Consider the following 20,391-nt stretch of genomic DNA (forward strand, 5'->3'; position numbering starts at 1 on the left):
TTGGGTTATTGTTTATTAACGAGGAAAGTGTCCTACGATGATTTCAATATGTATATCTCCGTCTGGATTGCCTGGCAGGGAAAAGACATGGGCGCTAGAGTTCCGTTCAGTAACCGCACCGCGACTTTTATATTGAGGGTGTTCACTTACATACTCGGCAATTCGTTGCAGTACAGTATCGATATCATCTCGGTCTACAAATAGGAGCAGTGCAGCTTTGCTGTCGCGGTATGTTAAATACCCCATTAGCTGGGTGATCGCAGCGAGCATGCCCGCCTTGCCAGCCCAAATTTTACACTCTGCGACAAATAGATTGTTACCGCTAGTGTGACGAACCAGGATGTCAGTCCTCCCTGCCTTGTTAAATGACTCGCGGGTGACGGTGGTGTGTTCGAAAGCAGGTTCTAAAATTCCGGTGATATAATCGCGTATTTGCTCTTCCCCCATGAGGCGATAGAGGTCAGGCTTTGTCTCCAGATTTGTAATTGCATCCCGAAGTCGCTTCAAAATTTGTTGATAAGTATTATCAGACATCATCGGATCAACAGGCACAACGGGACGTATTAGTTCGTCACCGGCCTCGCCGAACATTTTTTTCAGCTCCATAAGTTCACGACTCGTGAAAGTACCCAGTTCCCGAAAAATGGCTTTATAGGCTGCCACCCGTTCTTGTTGCGGAACACCTTCCAAAATTTCCTGGTAATATACTTTTCTGCTGGTTGGAAGCTTTTTATTGCTCCTCATTTGTATATACTTTGTATAGTTCTGAGGAAAATTATAGCTAATTCCTTTAAGGGTATTTATGAATCGTGGACCCGAAAAGTACTCGGGGGCCTCCCTGTTGCCGCCAGCTTCAATAATGTCAAACAATCGATAATACGCCTCTTCCCAATGAATCGCCATTTTCTAAAGATTAGTTTTAGGTTAGGGTATTGATAAATTTATCAATTTGGGACAACTTGAACAAATTTTATAATGTATATACATATACGAAGTGCGCCGACTATTGGGACTTAAAATCGGTCGTGATTCAAGCTCAGGATGTTCGGAACATCTGAAACGAGAAGATCCATCAAATACATAGGGCTGGCCATAGGGCCAGGCATCGTTTGATGCAATTTGTAGTGCCACCTTGATTATCGGGTATGGCAAAATGCTGGATGCCGGGGGGATTCAAGGTCCGGTAATCAGTTGAGGGTATCAAGGCATCCGTTAGGTGGCGGCAGCGCCTATTTACTACGAGCGCTAATTAAGTTTTCTCCCCGTTATTTACAATTCAATCCATTGTTTGAAACCCGGGCGCCATTTGAAAACCCAGCCTCCTGTATTTTGCATATACCGAGTAACCAATGTCCAATAAGGTTTCCGCTATATAAAGCCTATTGGAATTCAAGTTCCATTTTCGTACCTTAACTAATCATTTCATAGCGCAACCCTCAGAAAATAAGCAAGGGACGTCTGGATCCATTTCACAAAATTTATTGAAAACCTAAGAATTCAAATGGTGAGAAAGGCTTTGAACATATTAATCGTCGATGACGATCAAGATGATAAAGACTTTATTACGGATACGATCCTCAAACAAGCGCCAAATGCTAATGTCCAGGGTTTAGAGAGTGGCGCCGAGGCTTTAGATTACTTTTCGATAGTATCCCCAATGAATTTTCCGGATCTTATTATTCTGGATTACAATATGCCACGGATGAATGGTCTTGAAACGCTAGATAAAATTGCCAGTGTAGAAATGATACGTAGTATACCAATAGCAGTCGTTAGTACAGCAAATGAAAGGATATATCGAAGGGAATGCCTAGCACATGGTGCAATCAGGTATTTTGAGAAACCATCTGATATGGCCCACTGGGGGCATATTGTAGAAGAGCTGCTGGAGTTGGTTTCGCCTGTATTATAAATGCAGTTCCAGGGGTCACAAAGGTAATATATTCCTCGGGCTATGCTCACTCATCCAACTTTAATTACTTCGCTAAGGCCGGAAATAAATTTCGTATATAAGAGGATAGATTTTAGGGGCTAATTGAATTGCAAAAAGTCATTACTGGTATTTCATGGATTAAATTATTTGAAAATGGTATCAATATCGTAACTAGACTGGCCCCGGAAACGCCCAAATTGAGCCATATTATAATAGAGATCCCAAACATTCCGCATAGCAAACTGAAAGGCGTTTTGCCCATTGCTTAATTGTAGTTCCTTGAAGTTGTTAGCTGCCCCGTTGCTTTCGCTAACGAACTGCGTATTGCATGGAGTTAACCTTATAAAGCCGTTCGAAATATGACTTAGCGAGGTATGCTCCCAAGACAATTTGGATGGGCACTGGGTCATAAAATGTTCGGTTCTAAAAATCTTTTATTCTCAGTCCTTGATACTCGAGCCAAATCCGACCGTATACCTTTTTAGTTATCAAATAAAGCCTGTTAAGTTCTGTTGTGGTACCTGCTTGGGATAATCATCATGTGGACGACTAGACAGACTAATCACTATCAGGTGTCTGTTAGGGTAACATGGCTCCTATTTTTTGCCCTCTGGATTTGTCGTTATTCTGCAAAAGGCAGCGATGAAATTTTGCAATTTGAATCTTTTCCCCTAATTTGACAGTGGTTTATCTTCTCCGGCAGTTACCACAAGCTTTAGGCATATAAATACCAGCTATACCTCCCATTTTGCCCCGTGCGTTTGACAAAAGTCTATAGAGTCGGCCAAGAATTGAGATAGATCAACAAAGTTAACTCCTATAACGATTGAAATATGGCCCCAAAAACTAAGTGGCTTGTTTTAGTTTGTGCATTTTTCCAAACAACAATCAACGCCCAGTCTATTCATCGCAGTGATTCTATAAGCTGCGCCATTCATTTCGAGACAGTCAGGGTTCGAAAAAAACTTGCGGACGAATACTTTATTAACAAGCGAAACACGGATGCGCATGCAGAATACTCGCGAGCGATCCAGCAACTGGCCCAGCTCGAAGGTAACCTCCTTTGTAATTATAAAGATTCGTTGAAGCTTCTCAAACAAGATATTTTGTATCGCTTATTCTTACTTGACCAAGGGCTTGGTTTCTGGACGGCTTCTCAACTTAAACCTATGAATCCCGCCTACTACTATACGAGGTTCAAATCGGAATTTGAAGCATTTGAAGCGGTGGCCAAGGAAGTTGAAACCTATATCGACAAAATAGAAACTGACCAAAATGCAATTAACGCAGATGCCTCCAATTTGGATCAGCAGTCAGTAAATTCACAAATAGAGACCATAAATCGGGAAAAGAGTGAAATTATAGAAGACAGTTATCTTAAGGCCATAGCGCGCTGTGAAGACAGGATTGACCAGATAAATACGAGGCATAAGGAAATAGAGAAAATTGTGATAGCAAAAGTCGCAGAGCTGGATAAACTATCGGCCAGTCTTGGCAATATTATGATGCAGGGGCTTAGCCAGGCCCTTGGACTTCCGTTCGATCCGCAGTTGCTTCTTCAGGAAGGAAATTTAAAGGACAAACTGCTAAAAGCGGCTTCCCAATGGGCTACCAATGACCCCTCCATAAAGGAGGCCTTGTCAAAATCGTCTGAAGCTATGAAGCAGCTAATGGATATTTATGCAACCGCGGATGAACTTGTAAAGGAAGGCAAAAGCATGGTTGCAACTGCTAGGAGCGCCTATGACTTGATAAGAGAGCCGTCCATGGACGCATTTATATCGATGGGCAAAAAAATGATGGGCGAGTTGGCTCCAGCCGAATTGCAACAATTGGAAGTCGCAATGAGCGAAGTAAAGAGCCTTGAAACACTGCTACATACTCTAGCTGATTTCCCCTCTATAAGGCAGAAAATAGGTGCCGAAATCTTCAAAAGTAAGGACGTCCTGGCCACTTACCTTGATAACTTGGCAAAGGAGGCAAGCATGCAGGCCACCCTCTTTACTACGGTTACGGAAAAGTATTTTGACGGGCTGACTAACGAAGGCAAAGCCTATGTTGCTACCCAAATAGTGCGGCTCTATCCTTCCCAATTTATCCGGCAATTACCGGACAAGGCGAAAAAGGCCCTTTTTGAGAAGTTGAATGTATCCGGCGCCCCTGCCATGGTCAAGGCAATTGACGATAACATTAATGGGGCCCAAACACAACTTCGGCTGGAAGGAACTAAATTGATTTATTTTGGGGTTCAGCTAACAGACGATGCAAGAACATGGTTAAACCAAGTGGCTAAAAATGCCGATTCATTGAGTGTGGAAAAGCAAGCGGAATTACTTGCCGTGGCCAAGAGATGGGCTGATGAGCAACCCTTCGGACTTCCTCCACTGAGCAACGTTGTTTCGCTATTTGATCTTGAAAGTTCACTCGGACCAGTGTTCAAAAATGTAGCCGACAATCAGTTGCCGGCAGCGAGAAAAGAGTATTTTGATAAGCTGGTTAGCCTGGTCCAGGATGAGCCCGCAATCAAGGATCTGACGGGAGAGATTCTTGCCTGTGATATCGGCTCATATATGTTAAATGCATCCTCTCCAAAAGGCAACCTGCGGTATGCGACGGAGCAGCCACCGAGAAACGTCAATAATTCGCAAAAATTGCAACAGGTTGCGTTAACGGCGGCTATTTCGTACGCGTGTCCTTATGTGGGTATGGCAATTTCGATCATGCAGGGAATTGTCGCACGCCGCAAAATAAAAAACGAAATAGCGAGCTTGAACAGAGAAGGCAAGGAGCTAGTCGTCGAAAAACTTCGCACTCTGGATATACTCGACCAAACCAATGTTCAGCTAAAGCTAACGCAAAAGGATCAATTGATCATCAAGTTGCGAAAAGGCTATGCAGACAATGCTTATCAGCGCACAAGGATGACATTGGAGTCAAAGTACGACCACATCAAACAATACAATCTCAAGGTAGCGAATCGAAAACCCCTACTCTATTACCATACTGAAAAGCTACGCCAATATGCCACGCTGCTCGACCAGGCACTTCAGTACAGGCACGGCACCTCGCTGCTGGATATAGTGAATTCCGATCCTGATAACGTGAGGTTGTTCCTAGATAGGGATATAAACCTACACACTTGGCTGGATCTAACGAAAGCCGGCGCGAGGAGCGATTTGGATCAAATGCGATTGCAATGGCAAAAGTATTTCGCAGTGGTTGTAAATGATTGCAAAGGATGTCCCAAGGAGCGGATTCCGGAACTAGTAGCCGAACAAAGCGGGAGTATTTCATTAAAAATCAATTTCCAGACGCCCTGGGAACAGCTAAGTAAGGCGATATCGAGCAGGCAAAACATATACAATTTTGATTTGCCCATATTGCCAAGAGATGGCAGTATTGTCAATGACTCTGCGAAAAACCTACGCTACCTCGGCGCGAGAGTTATAGCAGTTATGAAAAATGGGCGGCACAGAACCATTTTGAATCTAACTCTGTCACATCCCGGTGTAGGGTATGTTTTTGACGGAGAGAAATATCGCGCTGAAATATTCAATCCGGCGGTGGGCAATATCGATGGAGGCCAGGAGAGAATAGCAGGTGCCAATTCCGATGAGTACCCCGAAGCGTTTTTACCGGCTCAATTTGCTAATGGGTGGCAGGCAATGCAAGATAAAGAGGATTACCCGGCTTTACAGGGATATAGCATGCTTACTACCTGGCGATTGCGAATTCCAATATCAGACAATCCTACGATTTTCAACGACCAATTGGAGGATATACGTGTAAGGTTCATCTATTCACTTGACAAGGCTACGGTATATCCGATTCGCGCAGTTTCAGCAATTACAGATCCTACATATCCCAATGTGTTAAATGGAATTTCCACCGGTGATATCCGCTTTTTCAACAGTCCGCTGGAGTGTGAGCAAAGGATTAAGGCGCTTTTGACAAAATATCCGCAGTATTGGCGATAAAATCCAGTTTAGGTATTCTTAAACAAATAGAAGATGATACCGAAAAACATTATACGCTATATTTTTCCTGGCCTACTCCTCACCACATGCGATGTCGGGGCACAGCAATATCAATACATCGGGGAAGTTAATATCAGAATAGCCGATGGAGCCCCAACTAACCTCACTCCTTCGGTGAAATTCTATGCTGGAGATCGGGTTATGATACAAATCGATCCCCAAAGCCAGGTTCGCCATAATCCATGGGAAGAACGTCACGAAGATTGCGACTTTTTGTTCATTGGTTGCGACGATGTGATTACACCACATCATAATTACAAGTCCGCAAGAGATTTGCCGATTACCACCTATTTAAGAGGCGATAATGGCAGATACCTTGATCCGCATGGGACGCTTGTTTTTGCAGCTCCTACGGAACATTTCATTTCATTACAGGAGGATTTCGGCAAAGCGTTTGACCTGGTTGGATTTTTTGGGGATTATAGAGCTCCTGAATATCCCGATGGTATTCCTATTGATAGAGCCGTGTCTGACGGTGCATACAAGGTAAAAGTCTATTTGGACGCCTCAATTCGGATACAACGATTTGCACAGAAACTCGAGGAATCCAAAGAAAATGTGACTCTGCAATCCATTTTTGCAGAAAATATGCTAAACAGTAACCTTCGGCAATTTTATCCGGCAAAAGTCGCCAAGATCATCGGCGATCACTGTATTCGCTATCCAAACATTGAAGGCATAGAACGGCGGAGCATACTAACGGAAGCACTTAGGCTTGATCCCACAAATCCAGATTTAATTGCAACTATGGCCGACACGTACCTCAAAGCAGGAGATCTCAGTGGTGCGGAACTGAACTACCGCAAGCTAATCGCGGATGAAAAGAGTGGCGGCGCCAATCCCCGGGTCCTGGGAACCGCATATATGGGACTGGGTAACGTAAACTATACCCGAGGCAAAAGTATCCTAACTGACAGGATTGAGGCAGCTGCAAGTGCGTTCGGGCAAGCTGCAATCTATTTTATGGCGGCCAATGACTATACCGCTGTAGCAGAGGCCTACCTGTTAGAGGCAAAATGTTTTCAATTGGGTAACACTCCAGCTCATCTTGAAGCAGCTCTAGCTGTGATGAAAAAAGCATTTGCACTGGAAACAGAGACGATGGTCATCACAAAAGGAAATAAAACGGGGTTGGTTGATATGTTTGGCCAGGTCATAGTTGCACCGCAATACGAAAATATAAGGGTTGGCCGAACAGCGCTAATGGCAGCTCAAAAAGGAACCAAATGGGGTTTTGTGAATAAGTTAGGTGAGGAAGTGACACAATTTATTTACGATGACGCTTGGCCCTTTAGTAACAATATTGCGCGTGTACGCCATGGTGACAACTTTTTTTACATAGATCCGACAGGAAAAGCGTTGTTTGGCGAACGGTACAAATGGGCTACCCAATTTGAGGGGTGGCTGGCTGCAGTAGAAACACTCGATGGTCAGTTTTACTACATGAACAACCGAGGCGAACGTTTTGCCAATATATCTCGGAATTTTATCGCATCGCAGGTTGGACAATTGGGGGCCGGAGGTCTGGCGGCTGTGCCTAATCCTGGCAACTCACTTGAAAATACATTAATAAACAATCCTGGCGCAGAGTCCAACATTCTCAGCCAATTTATGATTGCGTTTGCTAAAAATGATCCGATTGCCGCCAGGTCAATTATCGCGTTCAATAAGGACAACGAGCCAACTTGGAGGAGAACCCTGCAGCCAGGGAATTATGGGTTCATTGACGACCTCGGTACAATCAGGAAAGCACCGGATGGTAACATCTACAATGTCCAATACACACCGTTTGGTTATGATCTTGGGATAAGGTTTCCCGGTCGTGTCGGATTTGCGCACCTGGATTCAACATTACAGCTTGTCAATTTCAGAGTTCCCGAAGTTGGAAATTGGTTAATAAGAGTACTCAGGAATGGACATTACACCTACATGATGGACAACGCTCCGGGCAAGTGGGGATATTTCAACAAAGACGCTGAACGAAGGATGCCGCCAATTTACGACATGATAGAGGGAATAGAATACACTTCGCTCATCTATACAATTAAGGATCAGGAGATCGGCCTTTGTGATGCTGCTGATGGTAAAAGAATCAAAACCTTCATCCAAAACAAGACAGGGATTGAGTCTATTATCATTTTACCGTTCTGGGATTTTGACGGAACCGGTGCGGTCGGCTTTCCCGTACCTAGGCAGCTCAAGGTCGTTATGCCTCAGGGAACAGGCATAACGGACATGCAGGGAAATCAAATCGTTGACCTTCTCTATAATGACATAGCACCTGTAAGTAATTCTCAAAAAAGATATATCGTAACAGACAAACAAGACCGGCAAGGCGTACTTCAGGCCGGCGATACCTGGCTCATTCCACTTGCGGATCGAAAATTATTTTATTCCATAGCGAACCAAACTTACACAAGCATCGAAAACGACAGAATTGGTATTTGGGATGAGACAGGAAAGGAAATCTTCAAACCTCAATTTGAACATATTAACTATCTATCAGATACAATGTTCGCCGGCCTAATCGGAGAAGACTGGCGGCTTTTCACCACAACAGGCCGTACACTTCAACTGAATGCGAAGGCAATTTATCCCGTAGTTGTGGATCCTGCATTGGAAAAGAACAGATCGAAAGGATTAGTATATATGGCTTTCGCAGAGCCGTACTTGTCAATATTGACCAGACGACTATTGGACAGACCGACGGATTTAGTGATTTACAAGAATCCAAGGAACAAGTTCGGCGTTTGGAATGCGAAGTTGCAAACCGAACTAATTGCTCCACTATATGATACAATTTTTGCAACTGATCAGTTCTTCATTGGTCTCAATGAGATCGATGACGAGCACCTGGAATTCCAACTTATCACTTTCAGCGGGACTCCACTAATCCCTGGAATCTTCCTTGAATTCACATACTCTCCTGAATCGAATCTTGTGCTCGGCATACGAAAAACTGGCGAGGCGATTTGCGTAGATGCCAATACAGGTAAGCCACGCATAACCGCGAAGGTGAACTTTAAAGGCTTACTGCAGGACGCTATTCGGAAGAACACCGCGAAGTGGGAAAACATTATGGTTTATCAGAATGATTTGCCTAGGGGCATTCCAGGAAGTTTTAAGCGTGTTGTTGAAACAGGTAAGATGATCTATCTGATCGGAAATGGAGACATGATTCAAATAGACCCATCCAGTGGGTACTTTCAAGAAATTGCGGCGGAAAATATTACCTCTCACTCACGATCAAATTAAACTTATGAAAGCACCACTAGTTATCATTATCATTCTTTTTGTACAATTATCCTCTTTGGCAGTGCGCGGACAGGAATACAACCTCGATTCTCTCAAGCATAGGTGTTTTCAAGCCGATAGTAAATCTTGTCGCTTGTTATATGATATCTTACGACCCAAGTGCAAAGAGATACCGACTGTTTCAGTCGATTTTGGAAAGTGCATATTTTTGAGTGGTTGTTGGCTCGAGTTGGCGACTACAGCCAAAGACCTCCCGACAATGAAGCGTTTGTTCGGTGAGCACTCCGATTCCTATAAGCGACAACTGTACAATTTTGAATCAATCATACAGTCAACAGATTCATGTCGTAAAAATCCTAATGATCCGATTCAGCAAAAATAAATATATACAATCATGAAACTTTTTATCGCTATCGCCGTCGCTACCGCACCTTCGCTATTTGGCGTAAATGTTATTTTCCGGAATGCTCCAACCAACAATGCGAATTCACTCATCCGGGGCGAAGTCGGTGCGTATATGGCTCGCAGAGATGGAGGAAAACTTCACACCGGAATTGACATAGTTGCCAATAAAAGCTCGATGGATAAGAATACCTACGCTGTATATGCAGTGAAGTCGGGTAGAGTCGCTTATGCGCGACTAAATGGTACGGAGTCGACTGATTATGGGTATACAATTGTCATTGACCACGGCGATAGCCTATACTCGCAGTATTCGCATTTAGCTGTTAAGGCAAGCAAAGACTTAGTCAAGATCGGCGATGAGGTCGCAGCAGGTCAAATTATTGCCTATTTGGCGGATCCGGCGAAAGGCGAACTATCTTCCGGGAACGTACGCAAAGATGTTGTGAAAAATTATGATAAGATCCAGCTACATTTCGAAACATTTATGGCAAAACCTGGGGTAACTTCCACAGGGGTATTGAGCACAATTAAAAAGGACTGCAGATACCTTGATCCAACTCCAGACTTAGTCGCGTTGGGATATGCCTCTTTCTGACAGGTACATACCAGCTGGCTAGGTATGAATAAGGTTACGTAATTACAAAGATCATTGTCCCTCGTTTATTCAAGCGCCTATCATATAATCTGAGCAAGAATAGTTCCTACATAGGAGGTTAAACATTTCGGGTTACATAACTTGCAATTCATTAAAGGTATCGCAAGTTCTACCAATAGTAAATGGTTTCAATGTCGTAACCGGACTGGCCCCGGAATCGTCAATTTTGAGCCAGTTTCAACGGGAGGGCTACGTACGTCCCGCCGAACAAACCCGGCGTCGCGACGGCATTTTTTAGTTATGGCTCCCTGGAATTGAAAATAGATTCCTCAACTTTTGCAAACGATTTGGCATGGAATGGTTCGAGGTTTGTGCCGGGATTTAATGCTCTCAAGACAGTTTTGAATAGATGGGTGCACCATCAATTGATTATTTTACATAATATTTTCGGTATCCTCTCGTAGCAAAACTATGTCCTGGTTTCTGATCGCGAATTCAAAAAAAGCTGAAAGGCGACCGGTTCGATCTTTTCTTTGGCAATTTAACCCAAAGCAGGATACTAAATTGGAGCCGTCTGCGCATGTTTTTCCAAAATAGCCGAGGACCTATAATTTAAAATACTTTTATTTGTTTGAATATCAATTTGTTATGGCAACTTCTTTCATATTTTACTAGGCTAGGAAACAGGCCCTAAATTGGCAAGAGGTTTCAAATCCATTATAAAAAGGTTCGAAATTTGTACCACAGGGTTCACAGAAGGCGCTAGAAATAGCGCCTTTTTCGTTTAAACCCTTCACCACTCCTGGGTTTTACGGAATAATTCGCACAAGAAAGCACAAAGTCTATCAGATCATTCGGGGACCTGTTCGGAGACCTATTCGGGGATCGTAAATTAGGTCCCCTACCATTGATTGCGTAGCGGTTTTAGGCTTATTCAAAAACGTAAAAACTTGTGCGAAATGAAAGTTAACGAACATCTTTCCATCTTATTCTTCCTCTCGAAGAAGAAAGCAAGTAAGGACGGCAAAGCGCCGATTTGGGCCAGAATTACGGTTGACGGTGAACGGGCTGAATTTTCCCTCGGCCGAAAAATTCTCCCCGATTTTTGGGATCAGGAGCGCGAGAATGTGAATGTCTCCGTACACCCTGAGAAAAAAGAAGCCATGCAAATGTCCAGTGAGATTTCCCAAATTCTTACCGACCTCAACACCCATTATTTTTTTCTCTCCCAGCATTATGCACGGGTATCGGCCGATCTGTTGAAACGATCATACTCCGGTGAACTCGTAAAGGAACAATCAGCTCCCCCGCCGCCGGAACGTACCCTGTTGCAGGCATTGAACTATAAGTATAGCAAACTGGCGCAGCTCGTTAAGGTGGGCGAACGCTCCCCCAATACTTTGAAGCGGTGGAAGGTTACGAAAAACAAATTGCGAGCATTCCTTCACTTCACGTTCCACAAATGGGATATTTCTCTTTCGCAGGTTCACAGTTCCCTATGCGACGATTTCCTGCAGTTTTTATTAGTTCAGCATGGTATAAAGAAGAACACGGCGATGAAATACCTAAAAAATACCAAGGAATTGCTCACGATTGCGGACAGAAAGGAATGGCTGAATAAGAACCCATGGGCAGGCTTTAAAACTACCTACAAGCAACCTCCCAGGCTATGCCTGACGATGCCGGAGATCATCCGACTGAGTCGAAAGTCTTTTATACCCAGGCTCGACCATGTTCGCAATGTGTTCCTTTTTGCCTGCTTCACGGGCTATGCATTTCAAGAAGTGCAGGATTTGAGGCGTGATATGATTTTCATAGGAAATGACGGGAAACGGTGGATCAAGATCGACCGGCTAAAAACCGGGAACCCTGAGTGCCTCCCCCTGCTGCCGATACCCGCCGCGATCGTAGATATGTATGTAGATGATCCGTATTGCATCGCCAATAATTGTCTACTTCCGGTAAGGTCTTATCAGCACTACAATGGTTATCTGAAGGAAGTCGGGGACATTTGTGAAATTGGCGTGACGTTGTCTACCCACGTAGCACGGCACACCTTCGCAACAACGGTTTGCCTTGACAATGGCATCCCCCTGGAAACGGTGAGTAAGATGCTGGGGCATACAAATATCCGCACTACGCAAATTTATGCCCGTGTGTCAAATAGAAACATAAGTGTTAATATGAGCGATCTGGAGAAGAAGTTGTTTACCGTGAAGGGGGAATTGAAGGTAGTGGAAATGCAGCACCTGCTCTCACAATGGGAAGATCCAGCAATTGCAGTTTGAGTAACGAAAAAGGGAGCTGCAAGCTCCCTTTTTCTATTGACTGAAGTTCGATTAGTGCTTTTTCTTTAATGCCTCCAACTCCGCTTTCAGCTTATCTATTTGCGTATCCTTTTCTTTAATGGTTCTTTCCAGATACTCAACAAGTTTGTCAGCATAGTTGAAGGACGGCTGATATTGGTATTGCGCCTGGTTAGAATTGTCGTGCGTATTGATGTGATACGTGTTCCCGATAAACTGCACAAACGCTTCGCTTGAATAGTTTTCAATAGCTTCCACGGGAATATTCATCACATCTGCAATCTGCTGGAGCAGTGCTTTGTCGATTTCTTCCTTTTGCAGAATTTTCGATACCTGCTGCTGGCTCACGTCCAACTCAGACGCGAGCGTTTCCTGTTTAATGTTCAGTAGGGCAAGTAAAGCCTTTACATTTTGTCCGATATGCGGTGAATTCGTAGTGCGCATGGTTAAAGGTATTTCGATGCCCAAATATAACGAAAATGCTAATACTTGAAATCCCGGTTGTAAAATACAAGGGAATCGTGGTAAAGTACAACCTTCAGTGGTAGGTTACAACGGGCACTGTGCGGAACTTTGAAGCATAACGAGAAATTCAAAATCACATAAATTTTTCGATATGGAATATGAAGTTCTTCGGGGCACGATACAGAACCTTCACTACTTCCAGCTTTTCAAGGTGGGTGATGAAATGGGGCTTAACTTTTTTTATAAGCACCTCCACGGCCCCGTGTATTTTCACGGTATGCAGATTGTAAACGACGATTTCCTTGTTAGCACATTTCTGCAGGAAGCCTTTCTCAAAGCGTGGTATCTCCGGGAGCGGATCACCAGTGCCCTCCACCTTTTGCGATTCTTGCGCCTTTGTGTTCGGTGGGAATGCAGTGCCTATTTCGCGTCAGCCGTTGGGAAATTCAGCCGTAGGGTAAGTTATATCGACTATGCCGAGAATACCTTCCACGCGAGTGTCAGCTGGGAGGAAGACGCACTGAATTTTGAAGAAATCGATGTGAAGGATGCCCAGCTTGATGCTATCCTGAAAGCCATCCGATACTTACCGGCTACAAAGCAAAATGTGATGCGCCTCTATGCGCACTATGGCCTTTCCGAGAAGGAAATAGCCCAAAAGTTTAAAGTGCCCTATCAGACCATCGCCCGAATGATCCGTAAAAGCACGAACACATTAAAGGAATACTTAATAAAAACGCAGATGACGATCAGGACGCCGCTTGAACAGTATATCGAAGAGCGTTACAGGCTGAGCTTGACACCGGAACAGGCGGAAGTTTATAGGCTGCGCGCATATAGCCGCCTGAGCTTTGACCAAATTTCAATTAAACTCGGTAAGACGCCGGAAAGAATATTAAATCTATACTTCGACGCAGTCGAAATCCTTAAAACGACGAATCCAAATGCCGCAAAAAGAAGTAATAGTAACAAGAAAAATTCAATTGTTGATTGGAAGCGATGATCCGGTAGTGCGGGCGGACACATGGGCAACATTGCGTATGTGGCGTCATATCTGCTTCCGGGCAGCCAATTACATTTTTACCCACCACTTCCTCCAGGAACAAGTGAAGGAGATTATGTATATAAATGACGATATGAAAATCAAACTAACTGACATGCGGAAAGATGCCGACGGTATTTTGACTACTAGCAAAATGAATTCGACATATCAGGTTTTAAGCAGCAAGTTTAAAGGTGACTTGCCAATGACGATTTTAGGAACATTGAACAATTTGCTCGTAACTAAATATAACTCCGAACGTACTGCATATCAAAAGGGGGAACGATCTGTGAGAAACTATAAGAGAACCATTCCGATTCCATTGCCTCCTTCAGCTTTTCGGAAAATGACGCTGGTAGAGAAGGGAAATTATTACACATTCTCGGTTTATGGGTTGCATTTTCAAACATACTTCGGAAGCGATTACACCGATAAGCGTGTTATGTGGGAGAGATATTTGAATGGTGAATACAAACTTGGCATTAGTTCGATAAAGATTGAAAAAAGCAAAATTTTTTTGTTGGCTGTATTCAAATTCCCAAAGGAGTACCGCGAGCTGAATCCTGAACTGATTGCCGAAGCATCGTTGAGTCTGGAAGTTCCGATCATTTTGCGATTTCAGAGTAAACGATACGAGATTGGGACAAAGGAAGACTTCCTTTACCGGCGCGTCGCAATCCAACATGCCAGATCTCGCATTCAGCGTTCTCTGAAGTATTGTCGGGCAAAAAATGGTATGAAACGACAGAAGCAACGTTTACATGCTTTTGCAGAAAAGGAACTGAATTACGTTAACAACAAGTTGCATTTATACAGCAAAATGCTGGTGGATATGTGCGTCAAGCTGAACGCTGGTACGCTTGTTCTGGAACGGCAAGAGGAGAAAGAGGAATATGCAAAGGTAGATGAGTTTTTATTGCGGAACTGGAGTTATCATGGGCTGAAAGAGAAAATACGGTATAAGGCTGAACAGGCGGGTATTAAGGTCATTTCAGAATGAAAAGTTCTTTGATATTATTTGAGGGTGCTTGTTCACCCGCAGAGTGAGGCAAGATGCACTCACTAAACCTGAATCTAAACAACCATATCATCTACGGTTTGAAAGAAAAACGGGAAGCAATGTGGGCGATCTGGTTTACAGGCTGGACAATATGGGCGATCTGGTTATATGGGTTTAGCTAAACAACTGCTCTTCCTGGTGCTTGTAAGATCGGGGATACAACAGGATTATTTTGGTTCCGAGATTTAGTTTCGTCTGCCAATATAACAAAAGCTGCTGAATTGGTTGATGTTTCTACACCGTCCCTTCATTTTATTGAACGCAACTTTGTGGAGTCATATCTTCGATTTATAGCATGAACGCAAGGGACATTGTTTCTACATTGTCCCGTTTAACTGAATCTAACTTATTCTTCATACATGGGTTAAGGGACGAATGCAACATGGGATAAGCGGGACGATGTTTCTACATCGTCCATTCAGAAAAAATTGCCAACAGTTGAAAAATATCATAAGTAAACGGGGAGCTTTTTTTAATTCTCCCCTTCTGTATAGTTTCATAAATGCCTGATTTTTTGGAGTGAAACCGATCCATTTATTACAAGCCTTTGGCCGGCTCGCCCGGTCGAAGTTTTTTTTCCAAACTAGGAAAGTGACTATGAAAGTCCGCTTCCCCACGGCAATACTTTTGGGAAAACGCTGTGAAAATGGACAGATCACAGAAAGAGCCAGCGAGCAGCCGCAGGGCGATATACAGAGATCAATTGGTAACGCTCGGAGATCTCCAGCAGTTCCAGGAGGAATTGGTGCAGGCGTTGCGCCGAATGCTTACTGAAAAGAGCGGGGCTCCACCAGCCGGAAGAAGCTGGGTAAAGACCCAACAGGTATGCAGACTGTTGGATTGCTCTCCCGGTACTTTGCTCAACCTTCGGGCAAACGGCACCCTTCCATTCACGAAAATCGGTGGAACCATTTTCTACAATGCGGATGAAATCAACAAGGTATTGCAGGACCGGCGCCAGCATTTTCATCGGAATTCAGTTCCGCTGAAGGGTGCCAAAAAGGCATAAGTATGAGTAAGAGAAACCCTGACGGCGTTCCGCCGCGCTTCGAGCATGTGCTGATTTACTTTCAGCAAAAGGGATTGCCCGACAAGGAAGCCCGAGACTTTTTCCTCTTCTATGAGGCAAAGAACTGGTGTAATACCCGTGGCGAAACCTACCTCCGATGGAAAGGGATCGCCCACAAGTGGATCGTCGGCGTGTTCGTGATGCAGCCTTCGCTGTATAACCGGCGTCTCAACTGATTCGCTTTTATATATAAAAACAGATGCTTATGTGGGTAGTACGGAAATTTCCGGAGGCTTGGGGCATCTACGATGAAGACACCGGGTTCGCTCGCATTCTCGACGAAGCCGAGATCGAACTGATTGCCGGTGAATTTCCCCAATTGAAAGATGATATGGTCAAGATGATCCTGGTGGTGGAAATCACCTCCATTGTCACCGGGCTGAGGCAACAGGAACCGCCTTTTGAAGATTCCTAGCATCCCCGCGGAGCACATCTTCCGCCGTCTTTCACTCAATTACATGAGCCGCCTTCCACAGAAAGGGGTGAATGTATCTCCCTGCCTTCGCGGCAGGGAGCAAGATGTATTGTTGTAGACAACAATGGCTTTGCCTGCGCGGCAAAGCGGTGCTGTCGCTAAATATTTTACCGTGGCAAGAAAGAAAACTCCAGAAGAAATTGCACTCGTTCACCGCGTTGAAACGCGGGTTACATCCGCGAAGTTCGAGGAACTCCAGTTGCTACTTTGCCGTTCCGAGCATAACGAAATGGCCGGGCTGATCCGCGACATTCTTCACAACCGCGTCATCAGGACAATCACTTATGATCGGAGCCTCGATACCGTGATGGAGGAGCTTGCGGCCCTTCGCGGAGAAATCCGTGCCATCGGCGTGAATATAAATCAGATAACAAAACATTTCAATACATACCCTGAACCACAGCGGAAGGCTTTTTACGCCAGAACAGCCTTAGACCGGTACGAAAAAATCGAACCCAAGATCGACCGGCTTCTGGAACTCGTCACGCATATCGCTAAAGTATGGTTGCCAAAATATCCTGCGGCAGGTCGATAAAGTCTGCTTTGCATTACAACGAATCGAAGTTGGCCGAGGGAAAGGCGACGTTGATCCTTTCTTCCCGCTTCGGATGCGATGCAGACGATTTGGCAGTCTGGCAGAAACTCGCCCGGTTCGATTCACTCATCAAAAGAAATAAAAAGGTGAAAACAAACACCGTTCATATCTCACTCAACTTTGCTCCTGGCGAACAACTGGTGCTTGGTACGCTCCAGTATCTCGCCGCCGATTACATGCAGCGGATCGGTTTCGCGGACCAGCCATTTCTGGTTTATCAGCATCACGATGCGGGGCATCCGCATATCCATATCGTTACAACGAATATCCGAACAGATGGTAAAGCAATCAGCCTTCATAACATCGGACGGGAGAAATCGGAGCCCGCCAGGAAGGCACTGGAGCAAATCTATGGCCTGGTTGTGGCCGAAGGTCGCCGCCAACGGGTCGATCTCCCTGCGGTTATGACACCAGTAACATACGGCAAAGCCGAGACTAAAGCTGCTATTTCCAATATCGTCCGAGAAATAACCTCCACTTTCCGATACGCCTCACTAGAGGAACTGAATGCCGTTTTGAGGTACTACAATGTAATTGCAGACCCCGGATTACCTGGGAGCCGATGCTGGAGCCATCGGGGGCTGACCTTTTCGATTGTGGACAGCGAGGGCGGTAAAGTTGGTATTCCTATCGCGGCGAGTAGCATTTACGGCCGGCCAGTGCTTGCCGCGCTTGAAAAAAAGATGGACGCAAACCGCGTATTGGGAATGCAGAAGCGGCGCCGGTTGCGTCAGGCGGTTGAGAAGGTTTTGGCTTCAGGATCACCTGGAGCTGCCCGTAGATTCCTGGAGCGCGCCAGCATTACCTGCCACCAGGCCGTAAGCGGCGGCAGCCCTGATCTATTCCTGATCGACCACCTTAATCGTACTGTGATCTCAGTTCGTGGAGAGGGTTTTCGGGTTCCGGAAATCGCCCATGCCCTACGGCTGGATGCCGATGGGTCGACAGCCATCACACTGTTGGCCCAAGCCCCAGTGGCAGCAGACTTTCTCTTTATCGACTCCGCAAAGCTCCTCCATGAGCTGACTACAGATACACATCCGCAAGGAGAATACCTACCGTCGGAACTGCTGAAGAGGAAAAAGAGGCGGCGGAAGCAATGACACATATTCAATATGGAGTAACATGCAAAACGGAGAAAATACACAAGCACTTCGATCAATTCTCGACTTCCTGCGCCTTGGATCGGTCGTAGTAATGCTTATCCATTTTTACGCATCCTGCTTCCCGCTCTTTGCCGGGAGTGGCCTTTCTGTCGATATTCTCGACAGGTTTGTATATGACCTGTGCCACCGCTTGCCGTTCCTCAGCACGCCAATGGCATCAAAGTCATCGGCGCTCTTGCTGTTGGCCGTTAGCATGTTAGGGTCAAAAGGGCGAAAAGACGAGAAGATGAGAATCCCGCCGGTAGTCATAGCTTTATCGGTAGGTCTGCTGCTGCTATATTCTTCCACGGCGATGCTCCACCTGCAGAACGGCCACAACTGGGTCTTACGGGCATACATATTTGTATCTTCCGTTGCCTTCCTGACCGTATTGTACTCCGGTTCCAGGCTGAGCAGATATCTCCGCCTACGTTTTCAGGATGACATTTTTAACGAGAAGAGTGAATCGTTCCCCCAATGCGAAGAGCTTCACGAAAATGAATTTTCGGTGAACCTGCCGGCCCGGTATCAGTTTCGCGGGAAAATGCGCTCCAGCTTCATCAATTTACTTTGCGTTTTCCGGGGTACGTTGATCCTGGGCTCTCCTGGTAGTGGGAAAACCTATTTTTTCTTTTCTGAAATCATCCGGCAACATTTGATGAAGGGCTTTTGCATGTTTGTCTTCGATTTCAAGTTTCCAACTCTCAGCCAGATGGCGTACAATTATCTTCGGGAATACGCTGGAAATTTCTCTGTAAATCCGCAATTCGTTGTTATCAATTTCGACGACCTCAACCGAACGCATCGGGTCAATGCCCTACCGCCGGACCTTATGCCGGATATTACTGATGCCACCGAAAGTAGCCGCACATTCATGCTGGCATTGAATAAGGAGTGGGCAAAAAAAAGCGATTTTTTCGTCGAATCGGCCATTACATTTTGCACAGCCTTGTTTTGGTTTCTGAAAAAGTACGAAGGTGGACGCTACTGCACGCTTCCTCACGCCATTGAGCTTTCGCAGATCGAGTATACCAAGCTGTTCCCAGTGCTGGCTATCGAGCCAGAAATATCCGTGTTAATCAATCCATTCATCAGCGCGCTGAAGCGGGGAGCAAATGAACAATTGGAAGGCCAGATCGCCTCCGCGAAAATCGCAATCGCGCGTCTGGCATCGCCATCGTTATATTATGTTCTCAGCGGGAACGATTTTGATCTTGATTTGAATAACCCGAAAGCGCCGAAAGTAATTTGCGCGGGAAGCAATCCCGCGAAGAGGCAGATATACGGCGCGGTGCTTTCCCTATACGTGGAAAGGATGCTGAAACTGGTGAACCAGGAAGGAAAAGCCAAGTCCTCCCTCATTTTCGATGAATTTCCGACAATTTATGTTCCGAATATCGACGCATTGATCGCCACGGCCCGCAGCAACAAAGTGGCGACCACGCTGGGCGTGCAGGATATGTCGCAGCTTGTTCAGAACTATGGAAAGGAGAATGCCGACGTCATCATGAACATCGCGGGGAACATCGTCAGCGGCCAGGTCATGGGCGACAGCGCCCGCCAATTGTCTGATCGTATTGGGAAAATCATGCAGGAACGGGAGTCTATTTCGATCAATTCATCGGAAACTTCCCTGAGCCGGAGCACGCAGTTGGAAACTGCCGTCCCCCCTTCAAAAATCGCAATGCTGAGCAGCGGCCAGTTTGTCGGCCTCATTGCCGATGAGCCCAGCCATCCAATTAAGTTGAAGGCTTTTCATGCCGAAGTGGCGAAGGACCATAACGCCGCCCGCGCGCGGGAAAAGACCCAGGTGCCGATTCCGGCTATTCGAGACGTGTCAAAGGCCGATGTTGATGCCAATTTCCGACGAATAAAGCAGGATGTGCACAACTTGATCGAACGGGAAATGGAAAAGATCAAAAGCAGCCCTGAGTATCAGGCAATGCAGGCCGCGGTGGCGGATTCCGGAAAGAAATCGTCGGTTAGTATGTAGTTATTTCATAACATAA

The 20,391-nt window shown here is 45.3% G+C and carries 15 protein-coding genes; 13 read left to right on the forward strand and 2 right to left on the reverse strand.

Going from position 1 to position 20,391, the window contains the following annotated elements; genetic code table 11:
- Positions 1-15: 15 nt before the first annotated feature.
- Positions 16-903 carry a hypothetical protein gene (locus EJ361_RS20630; protein ID WP_126247844.1) on the reverse strand — a complete coding sequence of 296 codons (888 nt, stop codon included), beginning with the start codon at positions 901-903 and terminating at the stop codon, positions 16-18.
- 598 nt (positions 904-1,501) lie between these two features.
- Here EJ361_RS20630 and EJ361_RS20635 point away from each other — a divergent pair.
- The 5 genes from EJ361_RS20635 (at position 1,502) to EJ361_RS20655 (ending at position 12,513) form a co-directional block, all read left to right on the forward strand.
- A complete protein-coding gene (locus tag EJ361_RS20635; RefSeq protein ID WP_126247846.1) occupies positions 1,502-1,912 on the forward strand; it encodes a response regulator in 411 nt (136 codons plus the stop codon).
- Positions 1,913-2,766: 854 nt separating this feature from the next.
- Positions 2,767-5,910: a hypothetical protein gene (locus tag EJ361_RS20640; RefSeq protein ID WP_126247848.1), complete on the forward strand. Its 3,144-nt coding sequence runs from the start codon at positions 2,767-2,769 to the stop codon at positions 5,908-5,910.
- A gap of 33 nt (positions 5,911-5,943) precedes the next feature.
- Positions 5,944-9,225, forward strand: a complete 3,282-nt coding sequence (locus EJ361_RS20645; RefSeq protein WP_126247850.1) for a WG repeat-containing protein — start codon at positions 5,944-5,946, stop codon at positions 9,223-9,225.
- A gap of 394 nt (positions 9,226-9,619) precedes the next feature.
- Positions 9,620-10,225 carry a M23 family metallopeptidase gene (locus EJ361_RS20650; RefSeq protein ID WP_126247852.1) on the forward strand — a complete coding sequence of 202 codons (606 nt, stop codon included), beginning with the start codon at positions 9,620-9,622 and terminating at the stop codon, positions 10,223-10,225.
- Positions 10,226-11,184: 959 nt separating this feature from the next.
- The gene (locus EJ361_RS20655) at positions 11,185-12,513 is read left to right on the forward strand and encodes a site-specific integrase (protein WP_126247853.1); all 1,329 of its coding nucleotides are present in this window, start codon (positions 11,185-11,187) and stop codon (positions 12,511-12,513) included.
- Positions 12,514-12,564: 51 nt separating this feature from the next.
- On the opposite strand, the gene EJ361_RS20660 is transcribed toward EJ361_RS20655, so the two are convergent.
- Entirely contained in the window at positions 12,565-12,975 is a 411-nt protein-coding gene (locus EJ361_RS20660) for a helix-turn-helix domain-containing protein (protein WP_126247855.1), read from the reverse strand.
- 172 nt (positions 12,976-13,147) lie between these two features.
- Between EJ361_RS20660 and EJ361_RS20665 the strand changes: the two genes are divergently transcribed.
- From EJ361_RS20665 to mobC, 8 genes are all read left to right on the forward strand, one after another.
- Positions 13,148-13,999: an RNA polymerase sigma factor gene (locus EJ361_RS20665; protein ID WP_126247857.1), complete on the forward strand. Its 852-nt coding sequence runs from the start codon at positions 13,148-13,150 to the stop codon at positions 13,997-13,999.
- Positions 13,941-15,038 (forward strand): IS200/IS605 family element transposase accessory protein TnpB, encoded by a 1,098-nt coding sequence (locus EJ361_RS20670; protein ID WP_126247859.1) that lies wholly within the window; start codon positions 13,941-13,943, stop codon positions 15,036-15,038. The genes EJ361_RS20665 and EJ361_RS20670 overlap by 59 nt, the downstream gene beginning before the upstream one ends.
- 823 nt (positions 15,039-15,861) lie before the next feature.
- Positions 15,862-16,107 carry a helix-turn-helix domain-containing protein gene (locus tag EJ361_RS26185; RefSeq protein WP_394344733.1) on the forward strand — a complete coding sequence of 82 codons (246 nt, stop codon included), beginning with the start codon at positions 15,862-15,864 and terminating at the stop codon, positions 16,105-16,107.
- 2 nt (positions 16,108-16,109) lie between these two features.
- Positions 16,110-16,343 (forward strand): hypothetical protein, encoded by a 234-nt coding sequence (locus EJ361_RS20680; RefSeq protein ID WP_126247863.1) that lies wholly within the window; start codon positions 16,110-16,112, stop codon positions 16,341-16,343.
- Between the two features lie 29 nt (positions 16,344-16,372).
- Complete coding sequence (locus EJ361_RS20685) at positions 16,373-16,582, forward strand: hypothetical protein (protein WP_126247865.1); 210 nt, start codon at positions 16,373-16,375, stop codon at positions 16,580-16,582.
- Between the two features lie 172 nt (positions 16,583-16,754).
- Positions 16,755-17,177 carry a plasmid mobilization protein gene (locus EJ361_RS20690; protein ID WP_164714348.1) on the forward strand — a complete coding sequence of 141 codons (423 nt, stop codon included), beginning with the start codon at positions 16,755-16,757 and terminating at the stop codon, positions 17,175-17,177.
- Complete coding sequence (locus EJ361_RS20695) at positions 17,144-18,340, forward strand: relaxase/mobilization nuclease domain-containing protein (protein WP_126247870.1); 1,197 nt, start codon at positions 17,144-17,146, stop codon at positions 18,338-18,340. Before EJ361_RS20690 ends, EJ361_RS20695 begins: the two co-directional genes overlap by 34 nt.
- A gap of 22 nt (positions 18,341-18,362) precedes the next feature.
- Positions 18,363-20,375, forward strand: a complete 2,013-nt coding sequence (gene mobC, locus EJ361_RS20700; protein ID WP_126247872.1) for a conjugal transfer protein MobC — start codon at positions 18,363-18,365, stop codon at positions 20,373-20,375.
- Positions 20,376-20,391: the final 16 nt, after the last annotated feature.

The organism is Chitinophaga rhizosphaerae (assembly GCF_003958645.1).
Classification (GTDB): Bacteria; Bacteroidota; Bacteroidia; order Chitinophagales; family Chitinophagaceae; genus Chitinophaga; species Chitinophaga rhizosphaerae.